This window comes from Serratia sp. Ag1 (genome assembly GCF_000743355.1).
GTDB lineage: Bacteria > Pseudomonadota > Gammaproteobacteria > Enterobacterales > Enterobacteriaceae > Chania.
On record NZ_JQEI01000047.1, the window covers coordinates 14,123 to 32,743 of the forward strand.

Annotated in this window: 14 protein-coding genes and 1 pseudogene; 8 read left to right on the top strand and 7 right to left on the bottom strand. The window is 51.3% G+C overall.

What is annotated here, in order from left to right:
* Positions 1–76 precede the first annotated feature (76 nt).
* Positions 77–3,316: a S8 family serine peptidase gene (locus tag IV04_RS21875; protein WP_081893272.1), complete on the bottom strand. Its 3,240-nt coding sequence runs from the start codon at positions 3,314–3,316 to the stop codon at positions 77–79.
* 278 nt (positions 3,317–3,594) lie between these two features.
* On the opposite strand from IV04_RS21875, the gene IV04_RS21880 reads away from it, so the two are divergent.
* On the top strand, positions 3,595–4,089 hold the full coding sequence (locus IV04_RS21880) for a molybdopterin-dependent oxidoreductase (RefSeq protein WP_152562938.1): 495 nt from the start codon (positions 3,595–3,597) through the stop codon (positions 4,087–4,089).
* A gap of 183 nt (positions 4,090–4,272) precedes the next feature.
* Complete coding sequence (locus tag IV04_RS21885; RefSeq protein ID WP_231566314.1) at positions 4,273–5,871, top strand: ATP-binding protein; 1,599 nt, start codon at positions 4,273–4,275, stop codon at positions 5,869–5,871.
* Here IV04_RS21885 and IV04_RS21890 read toward each other — a convergent pair.
* Together IV04_RS21890 and IV04_RS21895 are read right to left on the bottom strand one after the other, a co-directional pair.
* Entirely contained in the window at positions 5,861–6,712 is an 852-nt protein-coding gene (locus tag IV04_RS21890) for a helix-turn-helix domain-containing protein (RefSeq protein WP_037403360.1), read from the bottom strand. The genes IV04_RS21885 and IV04_RS21890 overlap by 11 nt on opposite strands.
* Before the next feature lie 681 nt (positions 6,713–7,393).
* Entirely contained in the window at positions 7,394–8,014 is a 621-nt protein-coding gene (locus IV04_RS21895; protein WP_037403391.1) for a TetR/AcrR family transcriptional regulator, read from the bottom strand.
* A 294-nt stretch (positions 8,015–8,308) separates the two neighbouring features.
* Here IV04_RS21895 and IV04_RS21900 point away from each other — a divergent pair, with 294 nt between their 5' ends.
* Complete coding sequence (locus tag IV04_RS21900; protein ID WP_037403362.1) at positions 8,309–9,529, top strand: Tm-1-like ATP-binding domain-containing protein; 1,221 nt, start codon at positions 8,309–8,311, stop codon at positions 9,527–9,529.
* Positions 9,530–9,617: 88 nt separating this feature from the next.
* Here the strand turns inward: IV04_RS21900 and spy are convergent, their stop codons facing one another.
* A complete protein-coding gene (spy, locus tag IV04_RS21905; RefSeq protein WP_037403364.1) occupies positions 9,618–10,106 on the bottom strand; it encodes an ATP-independent periplasmic protein-refolding chaperone Spy in 489 nt (162 codons plus the stop codon).
* 500 nt (positions 10,107–10,606) lie between these two features.
* On the opposite strand from spy, the gene pdeR reads away from it, so the two are divergent.
* Positions 10,607–12,613, top strand: a complete 2,007-nt coding sequence (pdeR, locus tag IV04_RS21910; RefSeq protein ID WP_037403365.1) for a cyclic di-GMP phosphodiesterase — start codon at positions 10,607–10,609, stop codon at positions 12,611–12,613.
* 19 nt (positions 12,614–12,632) lie between these two features.
* Here the strand turns inward: pdeR and IV04_RS21915 are convergent, their stop codons facing one another.
* Positions 12,633–13,499: a crotonase/enoyl-CoA hydratase family protein gene (locus tag IV04_RS21915; RefSeq protein WP_037403367.1), complete on the bottom strand. Its 867-nt coding sequence runs from the start codon at positions 13,497–13,499 to the stop codon at positions 12,633–12,635.
* A 274-nt stretch (positions 13,500–13,773) separates the two neighbouring features.
* Here IV04_RS21915 and yhjD point away from each other — a divergent pair, with 274 nt between their 5' ends.
* From yhjD to IV04_RS21935, 4 genes are all read left to right on the top strand, one after another.
* On the top strand, positions 13,774–14,718 hold the full coding sequence (gene yhjD, locus IV04_RS21920) for an inner membrane protein YhjD (RefSeq protein WP_051916940.1): 945 nt from the start codon (positions 13,774–13,776) through the stop codon (positions 14,716–14,718).
* A gap of 285 nt (positions 14,719–15,003) precedes the next feature.
* On the top strand, positions 15,004–16,326 hold the full coding sequence (locus tag IV04_RS21925) for an MFS transporter (protein WP_037403368.1): 1,323 nt from the start codon (positions 15,004–15,006) through the stop codon (positions 16,324–16,326).
* Between the two features lie 116 nt (positions 16,327–16,442).
* Positions 16,443–16,646, top strand: a complete 204-nt coding sequence (locus tag IV04_RS21930) for a 2-hydroxymuconate tautomerase family protein (protein WP_037403369.1) — start codon at positions 16,443–16,445, stop codon at positions 16,644–16,646.
* Positions 16,647–16,913: 267 nt separating this feature from the next.
* Positions 16,914–17,846, top strand: coding sequence for a sugar kinase (locus IV04_RS21935; protein WP_037403370.1), 933 nt, complete (start codon positions 16,914–16,916; stop codon positions 17,844–17,846).
* Between the two features lie 59 nt (positions 17,847–17,905).
* Here the strand turns inward: IV04_RS21935 and IV04_RS21940 are convergent, their stop codons facing one another.
* Together IV04_RS21940 and IV04_RS21945 are read right to left on the bottom strand one after the other, a co-directional pair.
* Positions 17,906–18,187, bottom strand: a complete 282-nt coding sequence (locus tag IV04_RS21940) for a helix-turn-helix transcriptional regulator (RefSeq protein WP_037403372.1) — start codon at positions 18,185–18,187, stop codon at positions 17,906–17,908.
* Positions 18,174–18,498, bottom strand: a pseudogene (locus IV04_RS21945) (type II toxin-antitoxin system RelE/ParE family toxin). Before IV04_RS21945 ends, IV04_RS21940 begins: the two are co-directional and overlap by 14 nt.
* Between the last annotated feature and the right edge of the window lie 123 nt (positions 18,499–18,621).

An 18,621-nucleotide genomic window follows, 5' to 3' on the forward strand; every position in this document is an offset into this window, starting at 1 on the left:
GTCATCAACCTCAGGCCAGATGCAAACGCATTCTGGCCTTTTTACCGATCAATCCCCTTATACATTTGCGACAGTATCAGAAGTCGATTTTTAATTTGGCATAAAAACCGTTTGAGGTGACATCGCTGTTATATGCACCGGTGTAGGAGATGCCGAACGTCGCCGCGTTGTTAAGTTTGGTTTCAATGCCCAACCCCACGCCAAGCAGATGAGACAATTTACCGCCCTGGATTTTAGCCACTCCGCTATCGGCCAGGTGCATCGTCGCTTCCGGTGTGGTGTCCCCAAAGAAACGCGTCCCATACAGATCGCTTTTCACGGCCATCTTCACGTCACCCAAGGTAAATGGCAGCGCAGCACGGGCACCCAACGTGGTGACCTGTAGATTCTGGTTATCAACGTCGGTGGTGAACTGCATATTGTTAACCGTTTCAACATAACCATTGGATTCAACATGCAACCAACCGAAACCGGCATACGACTCAACGGAATAGCTCTCCGTCGTCCATCCTGAATAGGCCGCTTCGGCAAACAGTTGGGTAATATTCACATCCGGGGAAACGGAATTGCTGGCGGTTTGATCGAGAACCTGCAAAGTGCGATGAGCATCACGACTTTGCCGGGTGTGCATCGCACCATAATTCAGCGAAACCAGGTCGGCGATGTTAGAAACACCGTACACCCCAAAGTGCAGATCGTCGCTGTCGATTTTACTCTGCCTATCCCCTTTAAAATCGGTACTGCCCGCACCGAAGTACAGGCCCAGCTTGGTGCTGGGGCTGGCATCAATTTCACCACCGATTAAAGCCGCATAAAAATCGACGTCCATGCTTGATTGGCCGTAATCCACCGTAGACCAGCTACCGATTGGCGCAACCCAAAGGCGGCCTGCACCCCCCGACGTTTCCACATAACGGCCACCGCCTACACCAACGGCCTGATCTTTAACCACCCGCGACAGGGTCATGGCATTCACAATGCTGGCATTTTGCGTATTCAGGTACATATCACTGCCGAGAGCATCGTTAGTATTGCGAACCTCATCGCCAGAGGCCATGAGCAGGGTATCGAACAAGGTGCCCGAACCGCTGCCTTCAATCGCCTGACCGATAGACCGGCCATTGTGGCTTGAGGCGTAAGAAGCGAATGTCACGTCCTGATTACGGCCAAAGCGGGCAGTCAGTGAATTACCGGAGATATCGACATCGGTTTTGAAGAATGCATACTGCGGTGTGGCTGTGGCTTGGTCGGCCCCGGTTAATGTCTCCGCAGTGACAGTTCCGGTCACTACGGTGCCATGATTAAACACCTCCTCGAACACGTCTTTATCGGTGGAACCCACGGTAATCATCGAGCCATGATTAAAGGTGAGCTGGCCTACGTTGACACTTGCACCCGTGCTGACCACATAAGTCCCGCCTGCGTTGACCTCAATATTCGCCTTATGGCTTTCGGTTGCAGCCAGTTCACCCTTCAGCGTAAAGGCATCGTTATAGCGGGCTAGAACACCGAATTTACCGCCGTTTACCGCCACGGTGCCGCTGCCAAATGACTCGGTGAAACCATACAAAGCCCCCTGTTCCACACGGGTATTGCCCTGATAGGTGTTATCACCCGTCATGATCAACGTGCCTGCACCGAGCTTCACCAGAGAACCGGTATAAAGATCGGCATCAATCCTGGCTTGAATAGCCGCCGCACGCTGGCTGTAGTAATCTTGCCGCCATTGTTCAGCATCTGCTTGGCTAACGATGTGATCCGTTGGATCGTTGTTACCGTCGTTGACCACGAAGCTGTTACCTAACTCGTAGGCTCCACCCGCCGCAATGCCCTGAGCCTGGTAGTTCTGTAGCCAAGCCAGATCTTCCTGTTCACGCGCATCCAACGCTTGCTGGCTGATATTATTGCTCCAGACGTCAAGCGGCGTGCTGGCAAGGTTGTACTCAAACTTGCCGAGGAATTGACCGGGCCCATACATGCCTTTATCCAGATCCGGCACACCCCAGCCGTAGCGAACATCGGGCACACCATCAGCCGCCGTCCAGTTTTCCAAGGTGCTACCATCCAGGTTCTGGTGGCTGGCAGTAGTAAGCAACACCTCTCGCACCTGAAGCGCACTCATATCCTGATAGCGCGAGAGCAGAACGCCCATGGCACCGGCAACGTGCGGCGCAGACATTGAGGTGCCGGATGAATTACCCCAGCCAGCCGCGCCGGTTGCTGCATTCACCGTGGTTGAGTAGATGCCACTTCCCGGTGCTGCCACGGTCCACCATTTGGCCTCGCCAGCCTCGTTCCAGGTATAAGACAGCGCGTATTTGTCAGTACCCGTGACCCGCTGTAGCCCGGCAACCGCTATCCAATGCTGCTCGGCTTCAGGATGATAATAGGGGTAAAGTGCGCGATAAAATGGATTGGCGAAGTCGCGGTTACCAGTGGTAAATATCTGCACCACCGTTGTTCCCTTCACAGCATCGTAGGCGGCGTCCACAAAGGAGGGATTGGCACCATACTTTTTATTGAAATAGAAATACTCATATTCCGACTGGGTCATATTATTTGCCGGTAGGTGAACCCCGGTGTTGCCGCCGTCATTACCGGTTGAGCCGTTGTCAGCAATACGAATATTAGTGCCCCAACTGTTATTAATCACTTCAGCACCGGCATCGACCAGCGCTTTCCAACCGGTATAGAAAAACGAATAATCCTGGAACGGGCCATAGTTATTGCCGTCAGTTCCGCCGGTATTAGCGACATAAATATCGGCCCCCCAGGCGACACCATGCATTCCTTCACCGTCGCGATTAGCCCCAACGGTGCCAGTCACGTGGGTTCCGTGCCCATCATTCACCTCGGCGATCCATTGGCCGGTAAGATCGAAGGCTTCACCCGCAGTATATTCGCCCTGTGAACCCACCGCCGACTGGGGATAACGCAAACCGGAGGAACCGTAATTACCAACCGCTGCCACCGCATGGAAACGATCGCTATTGAGATCCGGATGAATAAAAAGCAGCGCACCGGAATCCATGACGCCAACCCTGGCCCCTTGCCCGGAGAAACCCAGCATATAAGCACTGGAAGCTTTCATCGCAGCCAGGCCCCAATCTTTGCTGTACTCTTCGGTTTCCCAACTGGCTTTATCGCCAATCAGGCCCGGCTCTGCATAGGCTGCCCCGTCCATTGGCAACATGGCGGCGGTAATCGCCAAGGCAATCAGAGACTTATTAGGCGTTACCTTACCCCTTTGGGTTGCATTCGCTATGTTATGTTCTTGGTAAGCTCGGTAAAAAAATATCTTTGAAATCAATTTCATGCTGATATTCCTTTTGATGATACTTATAGACAGGATTTTTGTTCCAAGCGAGCAACGCTAGCTTGTTCGCTGCCCAATCTGTCACATATCGACAAGTATCAACATATTTTTTTACAATACGAAGAGGTTACTGATATAACGGTTTTTATTAATCAAACCGGTGGCTATAAACGACGCATAAGCCTATCCCGAATGCTCAATTGGGAGTTTTCTGTCACAAGGTAGCCTGATAAATTCGTAACTCTAAAATTCTCACCTATGATGATTGGGATACACTGATGTTCACCCACTTGCTCAGAATAATCACTTTGGCGTTCGCTGCTCTGGTGATCGGTCAATCTCCTGCATTAAGTTTCACGCTGGAAGTCACAGGGAATATCAGCCACTTTACGGATGAGGCAAATCACCGCTATATCTTTACCGATGAACAGCTATTTTCCATGCCGGTACACACGATCAGCACCACGACGCCTTGGACTCCATTGGAAAAATTTGAGGGTATTGCGCTGTCTGAAATATTGAATACTGTTGGAGCCAAGGGAACCATGATGGCGTTTTACGCGTTGAACGATTATTACATCAATATCCCCATCAGCGACGTTGAAAAATATCACATGATTCTGGCCTATAAGATGGGAGGAAATCGGCTGAAGATACGTGATTTCGGGCCATTATTTCTCATTTACCCCCGTGATGCCGGTGGGAAGGAGTTGAATTCCCCGCTGTACAATTCACGCTTTATCTGGCAAGTCTATCGGATCGAAATCAAATGAAGCTGACTCAGTATTAAACATGGCAGCAAGTTAGCGATTCCAGCGGCTTTCGCGGTATTATTTTTAGTTGCCTCTGCAGTAACGCTTTATTCTTACAGTGCGATCCTCTCCCAAAAAGGGCTGTATGCGATTGCTGGTACTCAGGAAAACTACTCTTGGTCAATTGCCAAATTTGCCATCAAGTTGTCTGAGTTCGAAACCTTCATTGAACAGCAAAAAAATACCAGCCAACGTGACATTGAAGAATTAAAACTGAAATTCGAGATCCTGTACTCGCGTTTTTCGGTGCTGGAAAAGGTCTCTGAATCTACGCAACCCTTGTATCGGGAACCCGGTTATGCGCAGGTCATCCAAAAAATGCGTCATCAGATCGATAATCTTGATGACCTGTTTAACCAGCAAAGCCTTAACTTTCAACAGATCTCACAAGCCTTAACCCAGCTCAAGCCACTGTCTATTGAAATGGCCAATCTCACGGATCATGCAGAAGTTAAACAGCGTACTGGGGCCTATGATGATTTTATCGAGAAGCGCCGCATTATTTTCTATGGGCTGGTGATTGTTATCTTTTCGGTCACCGCCCTGATCGTGATCACTTTGCTGGTTTTGCGCCAGCAACGCCTGACCATTCGGCAACAGGCGCTGGCAATCGAAGCAGAGAAAGCCACTCGCACTAAAAATGCCTTCTTGGGTGCCATCGGCCACGAACTGCGGACCTCGCTGCAAAGTATCATGTCTGCGATTGATGTCCTGGTGAATACCCAGTTCTCGGCTGAACATGCGGATACTTTCCAGCGCCTGGAGAGCGCAGCGCAACAAATTGAACGGCAGATGAGAGACTTAACCGATTATGCTCACCTGGAAAGTGGTATGATGGAACTGCGCATAGTGCCATTTAGCGCCAGAAAACTGATTAAAGAGACTGCCGACGAAATTGCCCTGCTGACGCACAAGAAAAACATCAAACTCATCTGCGAGTTAGATCTCAATACAGCGCTGATTTATTCCGATCCGCTGCGGATCCGGCAAATTCTTATCAATCTGCTGACCAATGCCTTTAAATACACCGAGCACGGAACCATTACCTTACGCAGCCGCCTTAGCAGCCAACCAGAGGGTTCGGCACTGGTTGTCGAAGTAGCCGATACCGGGATTGGTATCAGAGAAGAGGCCCTGCCACAGATTTTCCAGCCTTTTACCCAACTGGATCAGTCACATACTCGTCGCTACAGTGGCGTCGGCATGGGGTTGGCCATCGTCTACGGCTTGGTCGAATTGCTTAAAGGCTCGATTAAAGTCACCAGCGAAGTGAAAAAGGGCAGCACCTTTAGCGTCAGCATTCCTGTTGAAATCAGCACAGAGGAGCCAGCAGAAGCCAATCCACCGCCGGAAACCTCGTCGCTGAGGAAACAACAGCAGATTCTGATCGTGGACGATAACCCAGCCGTCGGCCATGCATTCATCACCTTGCTCGACAAATTGGGCTATCAGTATGAGTTGTGCAGTTCATCGGAGCGCGCCTTGCAAAAACTGCTGCGCCGCCCTTACGACGCGCTGCTGCTCGATCTGCAAATGCCCGGAATGGATGGAGCTATGGTCGCGAAACAGTTGCGTAGCCAGCGAGGCCCAAACCGCAACATTCCGATTATCGGTATCAGCGCCTATGCGCCCGAATTACTTTCTACCGAACAGCGGGCCATGTTTGATGACTACCTGATGAAACCGGTGCGCATGAGTATGCTGTCTACGTCCTTGAATGCCCTGTTTACCGCTAAAGATTAAAGCAACGCTGCAGTGCGGCTTCGATCACATGGAGCCGCACCGGTTTTTCATAAGGGCCAAGCACGTCATAATCACGCATCGCTCTGGCGATTTCAGATTCACGCAGGCCAGTGCCCAGTTGCCCGGTCAATACCAATACCGGTGCATCGGGATGATCGGAATTACGAATGGTTTCAATACACTTCTGCGCCGTTTCCTGCCCTATCAGCCAATCCACGACATAACCATCAAACGGGCTTTTATGCAGCGCCTGGCACAAGCTATCAACATCGTAGAAAGCAACGGCGTTAAAACCTTGAGCAGTAAGATATTTGGTTAATTCGTCAGCGGCCTGATGGGCGTCATCCAATACCGCAATACTTAAACGCTCATCTTCAACGCTACCAGGGCGGATTTCGATCAGCTCCACGCAAAAACGCTGGCCCGCAGGAGCCTCATTTGCGCGATAAATCGTCCACTGGCCTTCCTGCTGCAAGGCAACAAATTCAGCCAACTGGGGGCCAGCCAGCTCATCACCGATATGGCCAATGCAAGGAAGCGCGACACCGGCTACCGAAAAGATGGCATCCTGCGCCATAGTTTGGCTAAACACTGCGTATTCGGGGAGAATATCAATGATGGCCGCCGGGTTTTCACCCAAAGCCATAGCTACACGATTGATTTGCTCCAGCGTCCACGGGCTTTGCCCTTTCAGCTTACGGTGAGCGTGCGAAAAGCTGAGATCCAATATCCGACTGAGCTCTTTTGCATGCTGACGCTTACCAATCCCATGGTGAAGAAAGAGTTCCCTGACCTTGCCTGCAATCGACTGCGAATCGAATTTTTGCTGATTGTTATACATTTTATCCTTCGATCTTTTTTACTGATTTATCAGTCGCTTTGGTGCTTTCTGTGTAGAAACGTTATCGAAAACTCGCATATTATGCAATCTCAAATCAAAAGCTTGCTTGACACGCCATCTTTTATAGTCAAACATGGCATGAAAAGCTACATATTATAAAAACGATACTAGACTCATCCGTTCATAATAACCATAACAGCACCAGGGAAATTTTGAACCGGTCGCAGTTCCTGAAATCAGGACGTATGCATCAGGTGTTCTGCAAGCCGTGTGTAGTTTAGCCATCGTGCTAGTCGTTTTACCCACCATTGAACCGGGCCCGCAAGGGTTCCGGTTTTTTATTGGCTGCAATGCCCCGTAGCGATGGATGATGCTCTTGCCAAATTGCAGCGCTATCCATAAAACGCGCCCTGCTCGAGATGCATAAAGTGGTATTGTGTAGGGGGGTTAAAAACGATTCAGCGTTTTTTCATGCAATGAAAAGCGATTATACCCAAAATAATTCGAACTGCCTGTAGGCAGCCACCAGGAGCATAGCGGACTGTGTGACTGAGGCGAGGGTGCGCAGCCAACACCCAAGCAACTTGAAGTATGACGGGTATAAATTCACGCTAACGCCATAATACTAAAAAAATAATAGCCAGAAACTGACTTAGAGCCTATCCCAATAGGCTCTTATCCTTACTTATTCCTCGCGTCTTCTTCGGCTTGGCGAATGATGGCTTTTGCCATCCATTGGGTGACATCTTGAATATCATCAAGCTCTAAACCCCAGATATCTTTCAACACCAAGAAAACTTCTGAACCATAAATCAGCGAGAATGCATGAATCACGCGCTGCAACGCCTCTGGCGGCAATTTGTGTTCCAACGGTTCCACCGCCAGTTTCAACAGGCGCTTACGGTTACCGCGCACAAACTTTTCGCCTGGCGTAGCATGGGCCCACTGTTGCAACGACAATTGCAGCGCCGCACGCAGTGCCCCCTCATGCCGCTCCATCTGCGGATAAGCAAACGCCAGCAGTTGCTGAATGCGTTTCAGTGCGTCGTCATCTTGCGGTTGCCATTCAAGGATCGGCCCCAGGCTTTCTGTCACCACAGCGGCAATCAGTGCACTTTGGGTGGGGAAATAGCGATAGGCTGTCGCGCGGGAAACCTGCGCATGCGCCGCCAGTTCAGTGATAGAAGGGAATACTCCGCTGTCGTAGAGCGCCATGGCGCTACTCAGCAGCAAATGGCGGGTTTTGGCTCTGGTATGCGTCAGAGATTCATCCCGCGGCGCGGGGAATGCGTTTATTGGCACGTCAACCTCGAACTTCCTCGTATCATCCAGCCCTGGAGCAGATACGGTAAAAGCGTAACCGGCAGGATCCTGGTCCACCAGCACAAAAAACAAGCTAAAACGGCCAATAACGAGATATTTATCACATTATTGGCTAATTAACACTTGCATAAATGATACTGCAGTCTCATTATGTCTACAAAACAAGCTGTCGTATCTTATTGTCCAACACCAGGGTTCCAAAGCTAAAATAATAATTATTTTTATAATCAAACTGTTCGGACATCTGTCCGAACCTTTTTCCAGGAACAAACGATGAGACACACCCCGGCTTTTGTCTATATTGCTACCACAGCAGATACCAAAGGACAAGAGCTGGAGTATGTACGCAATCTGCTCGCCAATCTCGGTTTACCCCCACTGACGCTCGATCTTTCCACTTCAGGAACGCCCTCTGCTTATCCGGTTGACGTTTCCGCAGCAGAAATCGCCAGTTACCATCCCGAAGGTGCGCAGGCCGTTTTTTGCCGTAATCGTGGCTTGGCCATCGCCGCCATGGCTGTCGCCTTCGAGCGTTTCATGCTGACACGCCATGATGTCGCCGCCCTGCTTGGTTTAGGGGGTTCTGGCGGAACCGCCATCATCACACCGGCCATGCAGCAGTTGCCGATTGGCCTGCCGAAATTAATGGTGTCCAGTATGGCGGCAGGCGATGTCTCCGGGTATGTCGGAGCCAGCGATATCGCCATGCTGTATTCAGTCACCGACATTGCTGGGCTGAACCGGATTTCACGCAAAGTCTTGAGCAATGCCGCCAACCAGATTGCTGGGGCGATACGTTTTCACGTAGATGATGCGGCTGACAGCAAACCAGCCACCGGTTTGACCATGTTTGGTGTCACTACGCCCTGCATCAAAGCCGTCACTCGTGCGATTGAAAATGAGTGGGACTGCCTGGTATTCCATGCAACCGGCAGCGGCGGGCGGGCAATGGAAAAGCTGATCGACAGCCATTTACTCAACGCCGTGTTGGATCTGACGACGACCGAAGTCTGTGACTATCTGTTCGATGGGGTTTTAGCCTGTAACGAAGATCGCTTTGGTGCGATTGCCCGTACTGGTATCCCCTGTGTGATGTCCTGCGGAGCGCTGGATATGATCAATTTCGGCCACCCGAAAACTATCCCGGCCCACTATGCCGACCGACATTTCTACAATCACAATACTCAAGTGACGCTAATGCGTACAACGGTTGAAGAAAATACGCACATGGGCCGTTGGATAGGTGAAAAGCTCAATGCCTGCGAGGGTGAGATCCGCTTCGTATTACCCACTGGCGGTGTTTCCGCGCTGGATGCCCCAGGGCAACCATTTTGGGATCCGGCAGCGCTGAGTGCATTTATCGCTTCGCTGGAGCAAACTCTGGTGCAAACCACAAAGCGCCAGTTGATTAAAACACCGTATCACATCAATGATCCGCTGTTTGCGAATGTGGTGATAGAACAATTTCATGCCATTGTCCCTGTGGCTGGATAATTAGCCTCGTCATACTTCAAATGGCTTGGCGGCCACAACAAAAAATGGCCAGATATTAATCCGGCCATTTCATCGGGTGAAGTCTTAATTATTGCGCGGCAGGCTGCTGCCCTTTCATTTTATTCATATGTTCTTTCATCTTCTGTTCACGCTTTTGATAATTGTCTTGGTATTGTTTTTTCTGCTCTGGAGTCAGCAGGTTATACATTTTATTTTCCGCTCTGGCACGTTCCAGCATCCGCTCAGATTGCACTTTACCGATCGCATCAATCTGCTCTTTGGCTTTGGCTTCATCAAAGCTTTCTGCAGCAACCAGGTTATGCAATGCCTGGCGCTCATCACTCGCCTGCGGGCCACGCTTCTGATGTGATTCTTTCATAATGTCGCGCATTTGTTGACGCTGTTGTTCTGTCAGATTCAAACCGGCAAACGGACCACCTTTATCTGAGCCATTGTGATGCATCATTTTCATCGGGGCAGTACCCGTGGCGGGTGCTGCAGTATCAGCGGCCAGAGCTGCAGAAGCAGAACCCAATGCTAAAGTTGAAGCAACAAATAAAGCCATCAGTTTACGCATAGTTATTTCCTCAAAATTACTCTTCATCAGGAGCGCTGTACGTTAACAGGCTCATCGTGTCGTCGAAAATAATAGTAGTCTGATGAACATAGAGTAATGCGATGGAGTGTAAACTTTTTAAAACATTAAATAGCTTTATGCATCAATTATGAATAAATTATGGATAAGGTGTCGGTAATTTGAAAGTTTGCATTACGCCAACAGGTGAACCGCTCTATTTTTGCCTGCTCGCGCTTTCACCCCAGCGATAACTCTGGCTGGATAAGGTGGAAAACAACCGATTTTCGCACACTTGGCAGTTCTCTTTTACACTCTATTTCAGATATTCCTTAAGCAAAAGTGACCTGGTAAAGCGAAAATTGCCTCTATAATTGTTCCACTGCTACCCGATGACTCACAAAAGGCGGTTTACCTGATGGGGATCTCTGCGTTACCGGGCCTAAAGTCAGCCGTTCCCCCATCAGAAATGCCCGATTACTCTGCTTTCTTGAGGAACGATCATGCTCGCAGACCAAGGCCCTACGCTACTTAACGCCCACTTTGGCACCAGCAGCCCCTATTGGCATCTGGCCTTTGACAGCAATGCTCTGGAACTGACAGCGATTAAAGGCAAAACCCACATCGCCGTGGCGCTAAGCGAACTGCAGGCGGCCAAAATTCGCCGCCTGAGCGGGATCACCGCCAGTCTGGACATCACCATTCTGTTAGGTGGCCAACCGATTCACCTCCACCTGGTAGGCCGCCGGGTCAATAAACAGCAATGGGCGGGCACCGCCTCCGCCTACACCGATACACAAGCCGTTGCTCGCGATCTGGTACACGGCCTGTCATTTGCCGAGCAGGTTGTTTCTGAAGCGAATTCAGTGATTGTGATTGTTGATCAGCATGGTCGCATTCAACGCTTCAACCGCCTGAGTGAAGAATACACCGGCCTGCAAGAGCAGGATGTGATCGGCAAAAACGTGTTTCAGATGTTTATGAGCCCGGAAGAGGCCAGCGCCTCACGCCGGAACATTGCCGGTTTTTTTCGTAACGGCTCCTCTTACGAGGTTGAACGCTGGATAAAAACGGTCAAAGGTGAACGGTTATTCCTGTTCCGCAACAAATTCGTGCACAGCGGCAGCGGCAAGAAAGAAGTATTCCTGATCTGCTCCGGCACCGACATTACCGAAGAGCGCCGCGCGCAGGAACGCCTGCGGGTGCTGGCGAACACCGACACCATCACCGGTTTGCCAAACCGCAACGCTATTCAGGATTACGTCAACCAGGCAATTAACGAACGCGGCGACAACAATGTCGGGTTGGTCTATCTCGATCTCGACAACTTCAAGAAAGTGAATGACGCCTACGGCCATATGTTTGGCGATCGTTTGCTGGTGGAGGTTTCACGCGCCATTCTCGGCTGCCTGAAAGAAGAGGAAATACTGGCCCGGTTGGGGGGCGATGAGTTTCTGGTCTTGGTGCGCAAGGCCGACAGCACCGCCACACTGCAAGAACTCTCACAGCGCATTATCGATCGCCTGAAAATACCGTTCCGCATCGGCCTGATTGAGGTCTATACCGGTTGTTCAATCGGTATTGCCCTGTGCCCAGAACACGGTGCCGATCTCGATAGCCTGATCCGCAGCGCAGATACCGCCATGTACGTTGCCAAAGAGAACGGTAAACGCACCTTTACCGTGTTCTCACCGGAAATGAACCGGCGCGTTGCGGAATATATGTGGCTGGATACCAACCTGCGTAAAGGGCTGGAGCAGAACCAGTTAGTGGTGTATTACCAGCCGAAGATCAACACTTGCACCGGTGAGGTGCACAGCGTCGAATCGCTGGTACGATGGGACTCACCAGAACGTGGGCTGATCCCACCGATGCAATTTATCTCGTATGCCGAAGAATCCGGGCTGATCGCCCCGCTTGGCCGCTGGGTGTTAGAAACTGCCGCCAAACAGGCAGCAAAATGGCAACGCCAAGGGTTGAAGTTGCGGGTGGCAGTGAACCTCTCACCACGCCAACTGGTAGATGACAGCGTCGTCGACGATTTTATCCGTGTCCTGAAAGAAAACCAGATCTCACCCTGTACGCTGGATTTTGAGTTAACAGAAAGCAGCCTGATTGAAGATGAAAACAGAGTACAAGAGGTGATTGGCCGCTTGCGATCGCTCGGTGCGCAGGTGCATCTGGACGATTTTGGCACCGGTTACTCCTCATTGGCGCAGCTGGCACGCATTCCGCTTGATGCGATCAAGCTGGATAAAAGCTTTGTGCGCGGGGTGAATCTCGCTCCGGTGTCGCAATCATTGATACGGGCGATCGTCGCTACCGCCGAAGCGTTGCAGTTCCGGGTGATTGCCGAAGGTGTCGAAACAGAAAGCGAGAACCAGTTTCTGGACAGCGTCGGGGTTAATGAAAAGCAGGGGTTCCTGTTTGCGCAACCGATGCTCCCAGAGGCTCTGGAGCAATGGCTGACATCGTATAGCCCGCAACCTCAGCAAAAGGATGCGGGCTAGCGTTAATGGCCTTAATTAATTACCCGGCACGAAGCAGGTTCTGCGCATGACGATCCTGCAGCATCACCAAGCGTTCAATGTAGGCAATATCTTTCTCTTCAATGGTAAAGGCTGCCTGCACCCAATCCTCGGTGATATCCATCAGTTCCGAGCGCGTCAATTGCAGCACCCGCTGGCGGGCACGCAACATGGCGCGCATACCGTTCAGCTTGGGCCGAATGGTATCGATGAAAGTACGGGTCGCCATGTAACCATCATCCGGCTGGAACAGTTGATCCACCAGCCCACGGCTTTCAAACCATTCAGCCGTGTGTGATTCACCGGTCCAGATCAGCTCTTCTGCCAGCTTCATACCCGCCTTACGTGCTACCAGCGAGTATCCCCCCATCCCAGGGAACAGGTTGAAGGCAATTTCCGGAAACCCCATGCGTGCATTGTTCTGTGCCAGCACAAAGTGATGTGCCAATGCCGCTTCAAAACCACCGCCCAGCGCACTGCCCTCCACCATGGCGATACTGATCGCTCCGGTATCAAAACCACGAGCGGCCGCGTGAACGCAGTCAATGCAGGCCCGTGCATAAGCCATCATCGATTCGCGTTTGCGGTTTTTGATCGCTTCGGCAAAGAAGTTCAGATCGCCCCCGACGTTAAACATATTGGGAACCAGCGAACCCGTTACCCAAAAGTCAAACTGCAGCGACGATTCTTTTGCCGCATGCCCCAATGTCATGATGTCTTCAATGAGAGCATGGCTAAAGCATGGACGTGGTTCAGCACGCAGCATCATCCACATGATGTGCCTTTCCTCCTCATAGTAAGCGGAAATTTGTGACAAGTTACCGGCTTCAAGAAATGGACGACAGTTTGGGTGATTGAATAATTTCATAGGACCTTCCATTTTTTCTATTGATGAGAAATAAACCCGTTCAGCCCTTACGGCTGCGACAGGCACAGCACGTGTGAAAACGCTGCACCCTATGTTGAGTAAACGCCTTCTTAGGGGGTCAATAGATAAAAATTGAAGGTATGCGACTGAAAACATATGTGTAGTGAATGACACAACGGCACATCACAGGCACATTTTGGTATAATCGACGTGACAACCTCTGCAGCAGATGACGAGAGGCTGCCTTATTTTATCGTTAAGGAATCATGACGTAATGCGTACAGGGCCAGACAAAACACCTCACCAGCCGCAAAAGCGCACGCTCTCTGGCTTTTCCCGTTTGGTTGAGCAGGTGAAAGCCTGGCCCAGCGTCGCCCATCTGTTACGGGCCGCTGATCGCTTCAACGACCGCATGGGCAGCCAGTTTGGTGCAGCCATCACCTACTTCTCTTTTCTTTCACTGATTCCGATCCTGATGGTCTCATTTGCGGCGGTGGGTTTTGTGCTAGCCTCCAACCCGGACCTGCTGGCTGAGCTGATCGGTAAAATCGTTAACAGCATCAGCGACCCTACGCTCGCCAGTACCCTGAAGAACACCGTGAATACGGCAATTCAGCAACGTACTACCGTTGGCCTCACCGGTTTGGCATTGGCGTTGTATTCGGGTATCAGTTGGATGGGGAACTTACGTGAAGCGATCCGCGCTCAGTCGCGTGATGTCTGGGAACGTAACCCGCAGGATCAGGAAAAAATCTACTTCCGCTACACGCGTGACTTTGTTTCCCTGACCGGTTTGCTGATTGCCCTGATCGTAACGCTTTCGTTGACGTCGATCGCCGGTTCCGCTCAGGCCGCTATCGTGCATGCGCTTGGGCTGGATGGCATCGAATGGCTGCGGCCTGCGATGACGCTGATTGCGTTGTCCATTTCCATCTTTGCCAATTATCTGCTGTTTCTGTGGATATTCTGGATGCTGCCGCGCCATAAGCCGAAGAAAAAGGCCCTGTTGCGCGGTACGTTACTTGCCGCTATCGGTTTTGAAGTGATTAAGTTTGTGATGACCATGACGCTGCCACAGGTCGCCAGATCGCCTTCCGGCGCAGCGTTTGGCTCGGTGATTGGCCTGATGGCATTTTTCTACTTTTTTGCCCGTCTGACGCTGTTTTGTGCCGCCTGGATCGCCACGGCGCAGTACCAAGAAGACCAGGTGGCGAAGTAAAGCACCATCCCCGGCTGGATGTTTACCCTAGACGAAGGCCTAATCTCCAGCCAATAGCGAAAACCAGCACAACCCACTAGCTTGCAACTTTTCTTTTCCTATTTTACCGCCGTTACCTCTGCATATTTATTATTTAGCCACGTTTAAAACCAAATACAAACCAGACATTAAAACATTAGTCTTTTTAGCAGGTTATCCACAGAATTGTACAAAGTTACGTCATTGAAAAGGTATTTTGCTGTGACTAGAATGGCTTTTTACAAATCCAGAATATAAGAAACAACTATGCAAGCCTCCATCGCAACAACCCTAGACACCGAAGAGGTGTCTACACCGGTTAATTCCCGAAGAAAAGTGATTGTCGCCTCACTGGTGGGTACCGCCATTGAGTTCTTCGATTTCTATATTTACGCCACCGCCGCCGTTATCGTCTTCCCGCATATTTTCTTCCCACAAGGCGATCCTGCTGCGGCAACGCTACAATCGCTGGCCACCTTCGCTATCGCCTTTGTGGCCCGGCCAATCGGCTCTGCACTCTTTGGCCACTTCGGTGATCGTGTCGGGCGCAAGGTGACGCTGGTTGCCTCGCTGCTAACCATGGGGATTTCCACCGTGCTGATCGGCTTGCTGCCAAGCTACGAAACCATCGGCATCCTCGCCCCCATCCTGCTGGCGTTAGCCCGCTTTGGTCAGGGTCTTGGATTAGGCGGGGAATGGGGCGGTGCTGCCTTGCTGGCCACCGAGAATGCGCCCGCGCACAAGCGTGCGCTGTACGGCTCTTTCCCTCAGTTGGGCGCGCCAATCGGTTTCTTCTTTGCCAACGGTACCTTCCTGCTGCTCTCCTGGCTGCTAACCGACCAGCAGTTCATGACCTGGGGCTGGCGTGTGCCATTTATTCTCTCTGCCGCGTTGGTGTTGATTGGCCTGTACGTGCGTGTTTCGCTGCACGAAACCCCGGTCTTTGCCAAAGTAGCCAAAGCGGGCAAGCAGGTAAAAATCCCGCTCGGTACGCTGCTCAGCAAGCATTTGAAGGCCACCATCCTCGGTACCTTTATCATGCTGGCGACCTATACGCTGTTCTACCTGATGACCGTCTACTCCATGACTTACGGCACGGCGGCAGAACCACTGGGGTTGGGCTATTCGCGCAATAGCTTCCTGTGGATGCTGATGGTGGCGGTAATTGGGTTTGGTGTGATGGTGCCGATCGCCGGTTTGCTGGCAGATGCCTTTGGCCGCCGCAAAACCATGATTGTGATCACCCTGCTGATGATCGCCTTCGCCTTCACGTTCCCGAGCCTGTTGGGCTCCGGTAATCAGGTGCTGGTGATGGCCTTCCTGCTGTGCGGCCTGAGCATTATGGGCCTGACCTTCGGCCCGATGGGTGCCTTGCTGCCAGAGCTGTTCCCGACCGAAGTCCGTTATACCGGGGCTTCTTTCTCGTATAACCTGGCTTCGATTCTGGGGGCTTCTGTCGCTCCGTATATCGCCACCTGGCTGGCCAACCACTACGGGTTGTTTTACGTTGGCATGTACCTGGCCGCCATGGCGAGCCTGACGCTGATCGCCCTCTTATTGATGAAAGAAACCCGCCATCAATCGTTGTAACCTTTCCACGGCCTCTGACTACAGGGGCCACTTTTATTTTCCTCTTCGTCAGCCTATCGTTGCCAGAGTTGGTTATTATCGCTATCAACCTTAGCCCATAAAAAAGAGGAATAGAGATGCCTTACGTCAATATCAAGATTACCCGCGAAGGTGCCACCGCCGAGCAGAAAAAACAGCTTATCGCCGGGGTTACGCAATTGCTGGTTGATACGCTGGGTAAAAACCCGGTGACTACCGTAGTAGTGATTGAAGAAGTGGAGACCGACAACTGGGGTATCGGCGGCAAGAGCGTGACTGACCTGCGCGCCGCCGCCAAATAACCGGCCTTACACTGATGGACGATGGGAAACGCCACGTTTCCCGATCTCGATCATAAAATAATTAAAACGCCGTTTTATTTTTATTGACACCCCCTACCCTTGCGTTGAGACTATACCCAAAATAATTCGAATTGCTTGTAGGCGGCCAGCAACGGAGACCCCAGGAGCATAGCCCACTATGTGACTGGGGCGACGGTGCGCAGCCAACACCCAAGCAATTTGAAGTATGAAGGGTATAAATGTAACTCATATCAGTCAGGGATTATCATGAACAGCAAAAAGCTTGCCGTAATCGGCGAATGCATGATCGAACTGTCGCAGAAAGGCGCAGATCTCAGCCGCGGATTCGGCGGTGACACCCTCAACACCGCAGTCTACATTGCCCGTCAGGTTCCGCAGCAGGCACTGAACGTGCATTACGTTACCGCACTCGGTACCGACAGCTTCAGCAAGGAGATGTTGCACGCCTGGCAGCAGGAACAGGTGAAAACCGATCTGATTCAGCAATTGGAGAATAAGCTGCCGGGGCTGTATGTGATCGAAACCGACGATACCGGTGAACGCACCTTCTACTACTGGCGTAACGACGCCGCAGCCCGTTACTGGCTGGACGGCCCGCAGGCAGAAAGCCTGTGCGCACAGCTGGCACAGTTTGATTATCTGTACCTCAGCGGCATCAGCGTGGCGATCCTCAACCCTGCCAGCCGGGCAAAACTGCTGAACCTGCTGCGCCAGTGCCGGGCCAACGGTGGCAAAGTGATCTTTGACAACAACTATCGGCCACGTCTGTGGCAAAGCAAGGACGAAACCCAGCAGGCCTACCGCGATATCCTGTCCTGCACCGACATTGCTTTCCTGACGCTCGATGATGAAGATCTGCTGTGGGGTAAACAACCGGTTGAGCGGGTGGTGAGCCGCACGCGCGATTTCGGCGTGAATGAGATCGTTATCAAACGCGGCGCAGACTCCTGCCTGGTATTCAGCGCCGACGGGCAGACGTATGACGTCCCTGCGGTGAAACTGCCGAAAGAGAAAGTGATTGATACCACCGCCGCCGGTGACTCATTCAGCGCGGGTTATCTGGCACTCCGCCTGATCGGCGGCGATGCGGTGAGCGCCGCCCAACGTGGCCACCTGACCGCCAGCACGGTAATTCAGTACCGTGGGGCCATCATCCCACGTGAGGCCATGCCGCAGTAACTTCTCCGCCATTGAGGATGCAAAAAGGCCAGCGACAATGCTGGCCTTTCTCATTCAGATCAAAATGACAGGGTGGGGTGCTCAATGCCACAGGCTTTAGCATAGCGAACGATCGTTTCAATACTGGACTTTGTTACGTTGTTCTCCATCCGGCTGACAGTTGAGGCATTCACACCCATCGCCTTGGCTACCTGAGCACTGGTTAAACCGGCGATTTTACGCCATTCTGCCAGCGTTGCCTGTAAATGCTCTTTGCGCATTTCCTCTTCAAGTGCGGTCTTAAACTCGCTGTTCTGCATCATTTCAGCCTGTACTTGTGCATGAGTTTTATACTTTGTCATTCAGCATCTCCTCTAAACGCTGTATAGCCAAATCGATCTCACTCTGTGGGGGTTTTTGGTGTCTTTTTAATAAACACTCTCAGTAAAAAAATTCTCTCCCCTTTTTGGTATACCCACAAACCACGAGCGATATCCCTCCCCATAGTCCGAATTTCATAAATTCCATTGCCTAGCGGTTTTGTATCCAGTTCTCTCAGCTGACGTGGGTCGATTTCCAACTTACTGATTAGCCTTGATAGCTTCGCACCAACAATCGGGGGTAACGCCTTGACTTCCTTTTCAGCTTCATAGTGGTAGATTACGGTAAACATCTGCCCGCCTGAATTCCCAAGTGATATTTGCATTGTAATGCAATTTTATTTACCCAGAAAACAACCGCTCAAAACCTAAAGACGTTTTTAAAAAGAAAGGGGAGCCGTTAAGCTCCCCCTTGT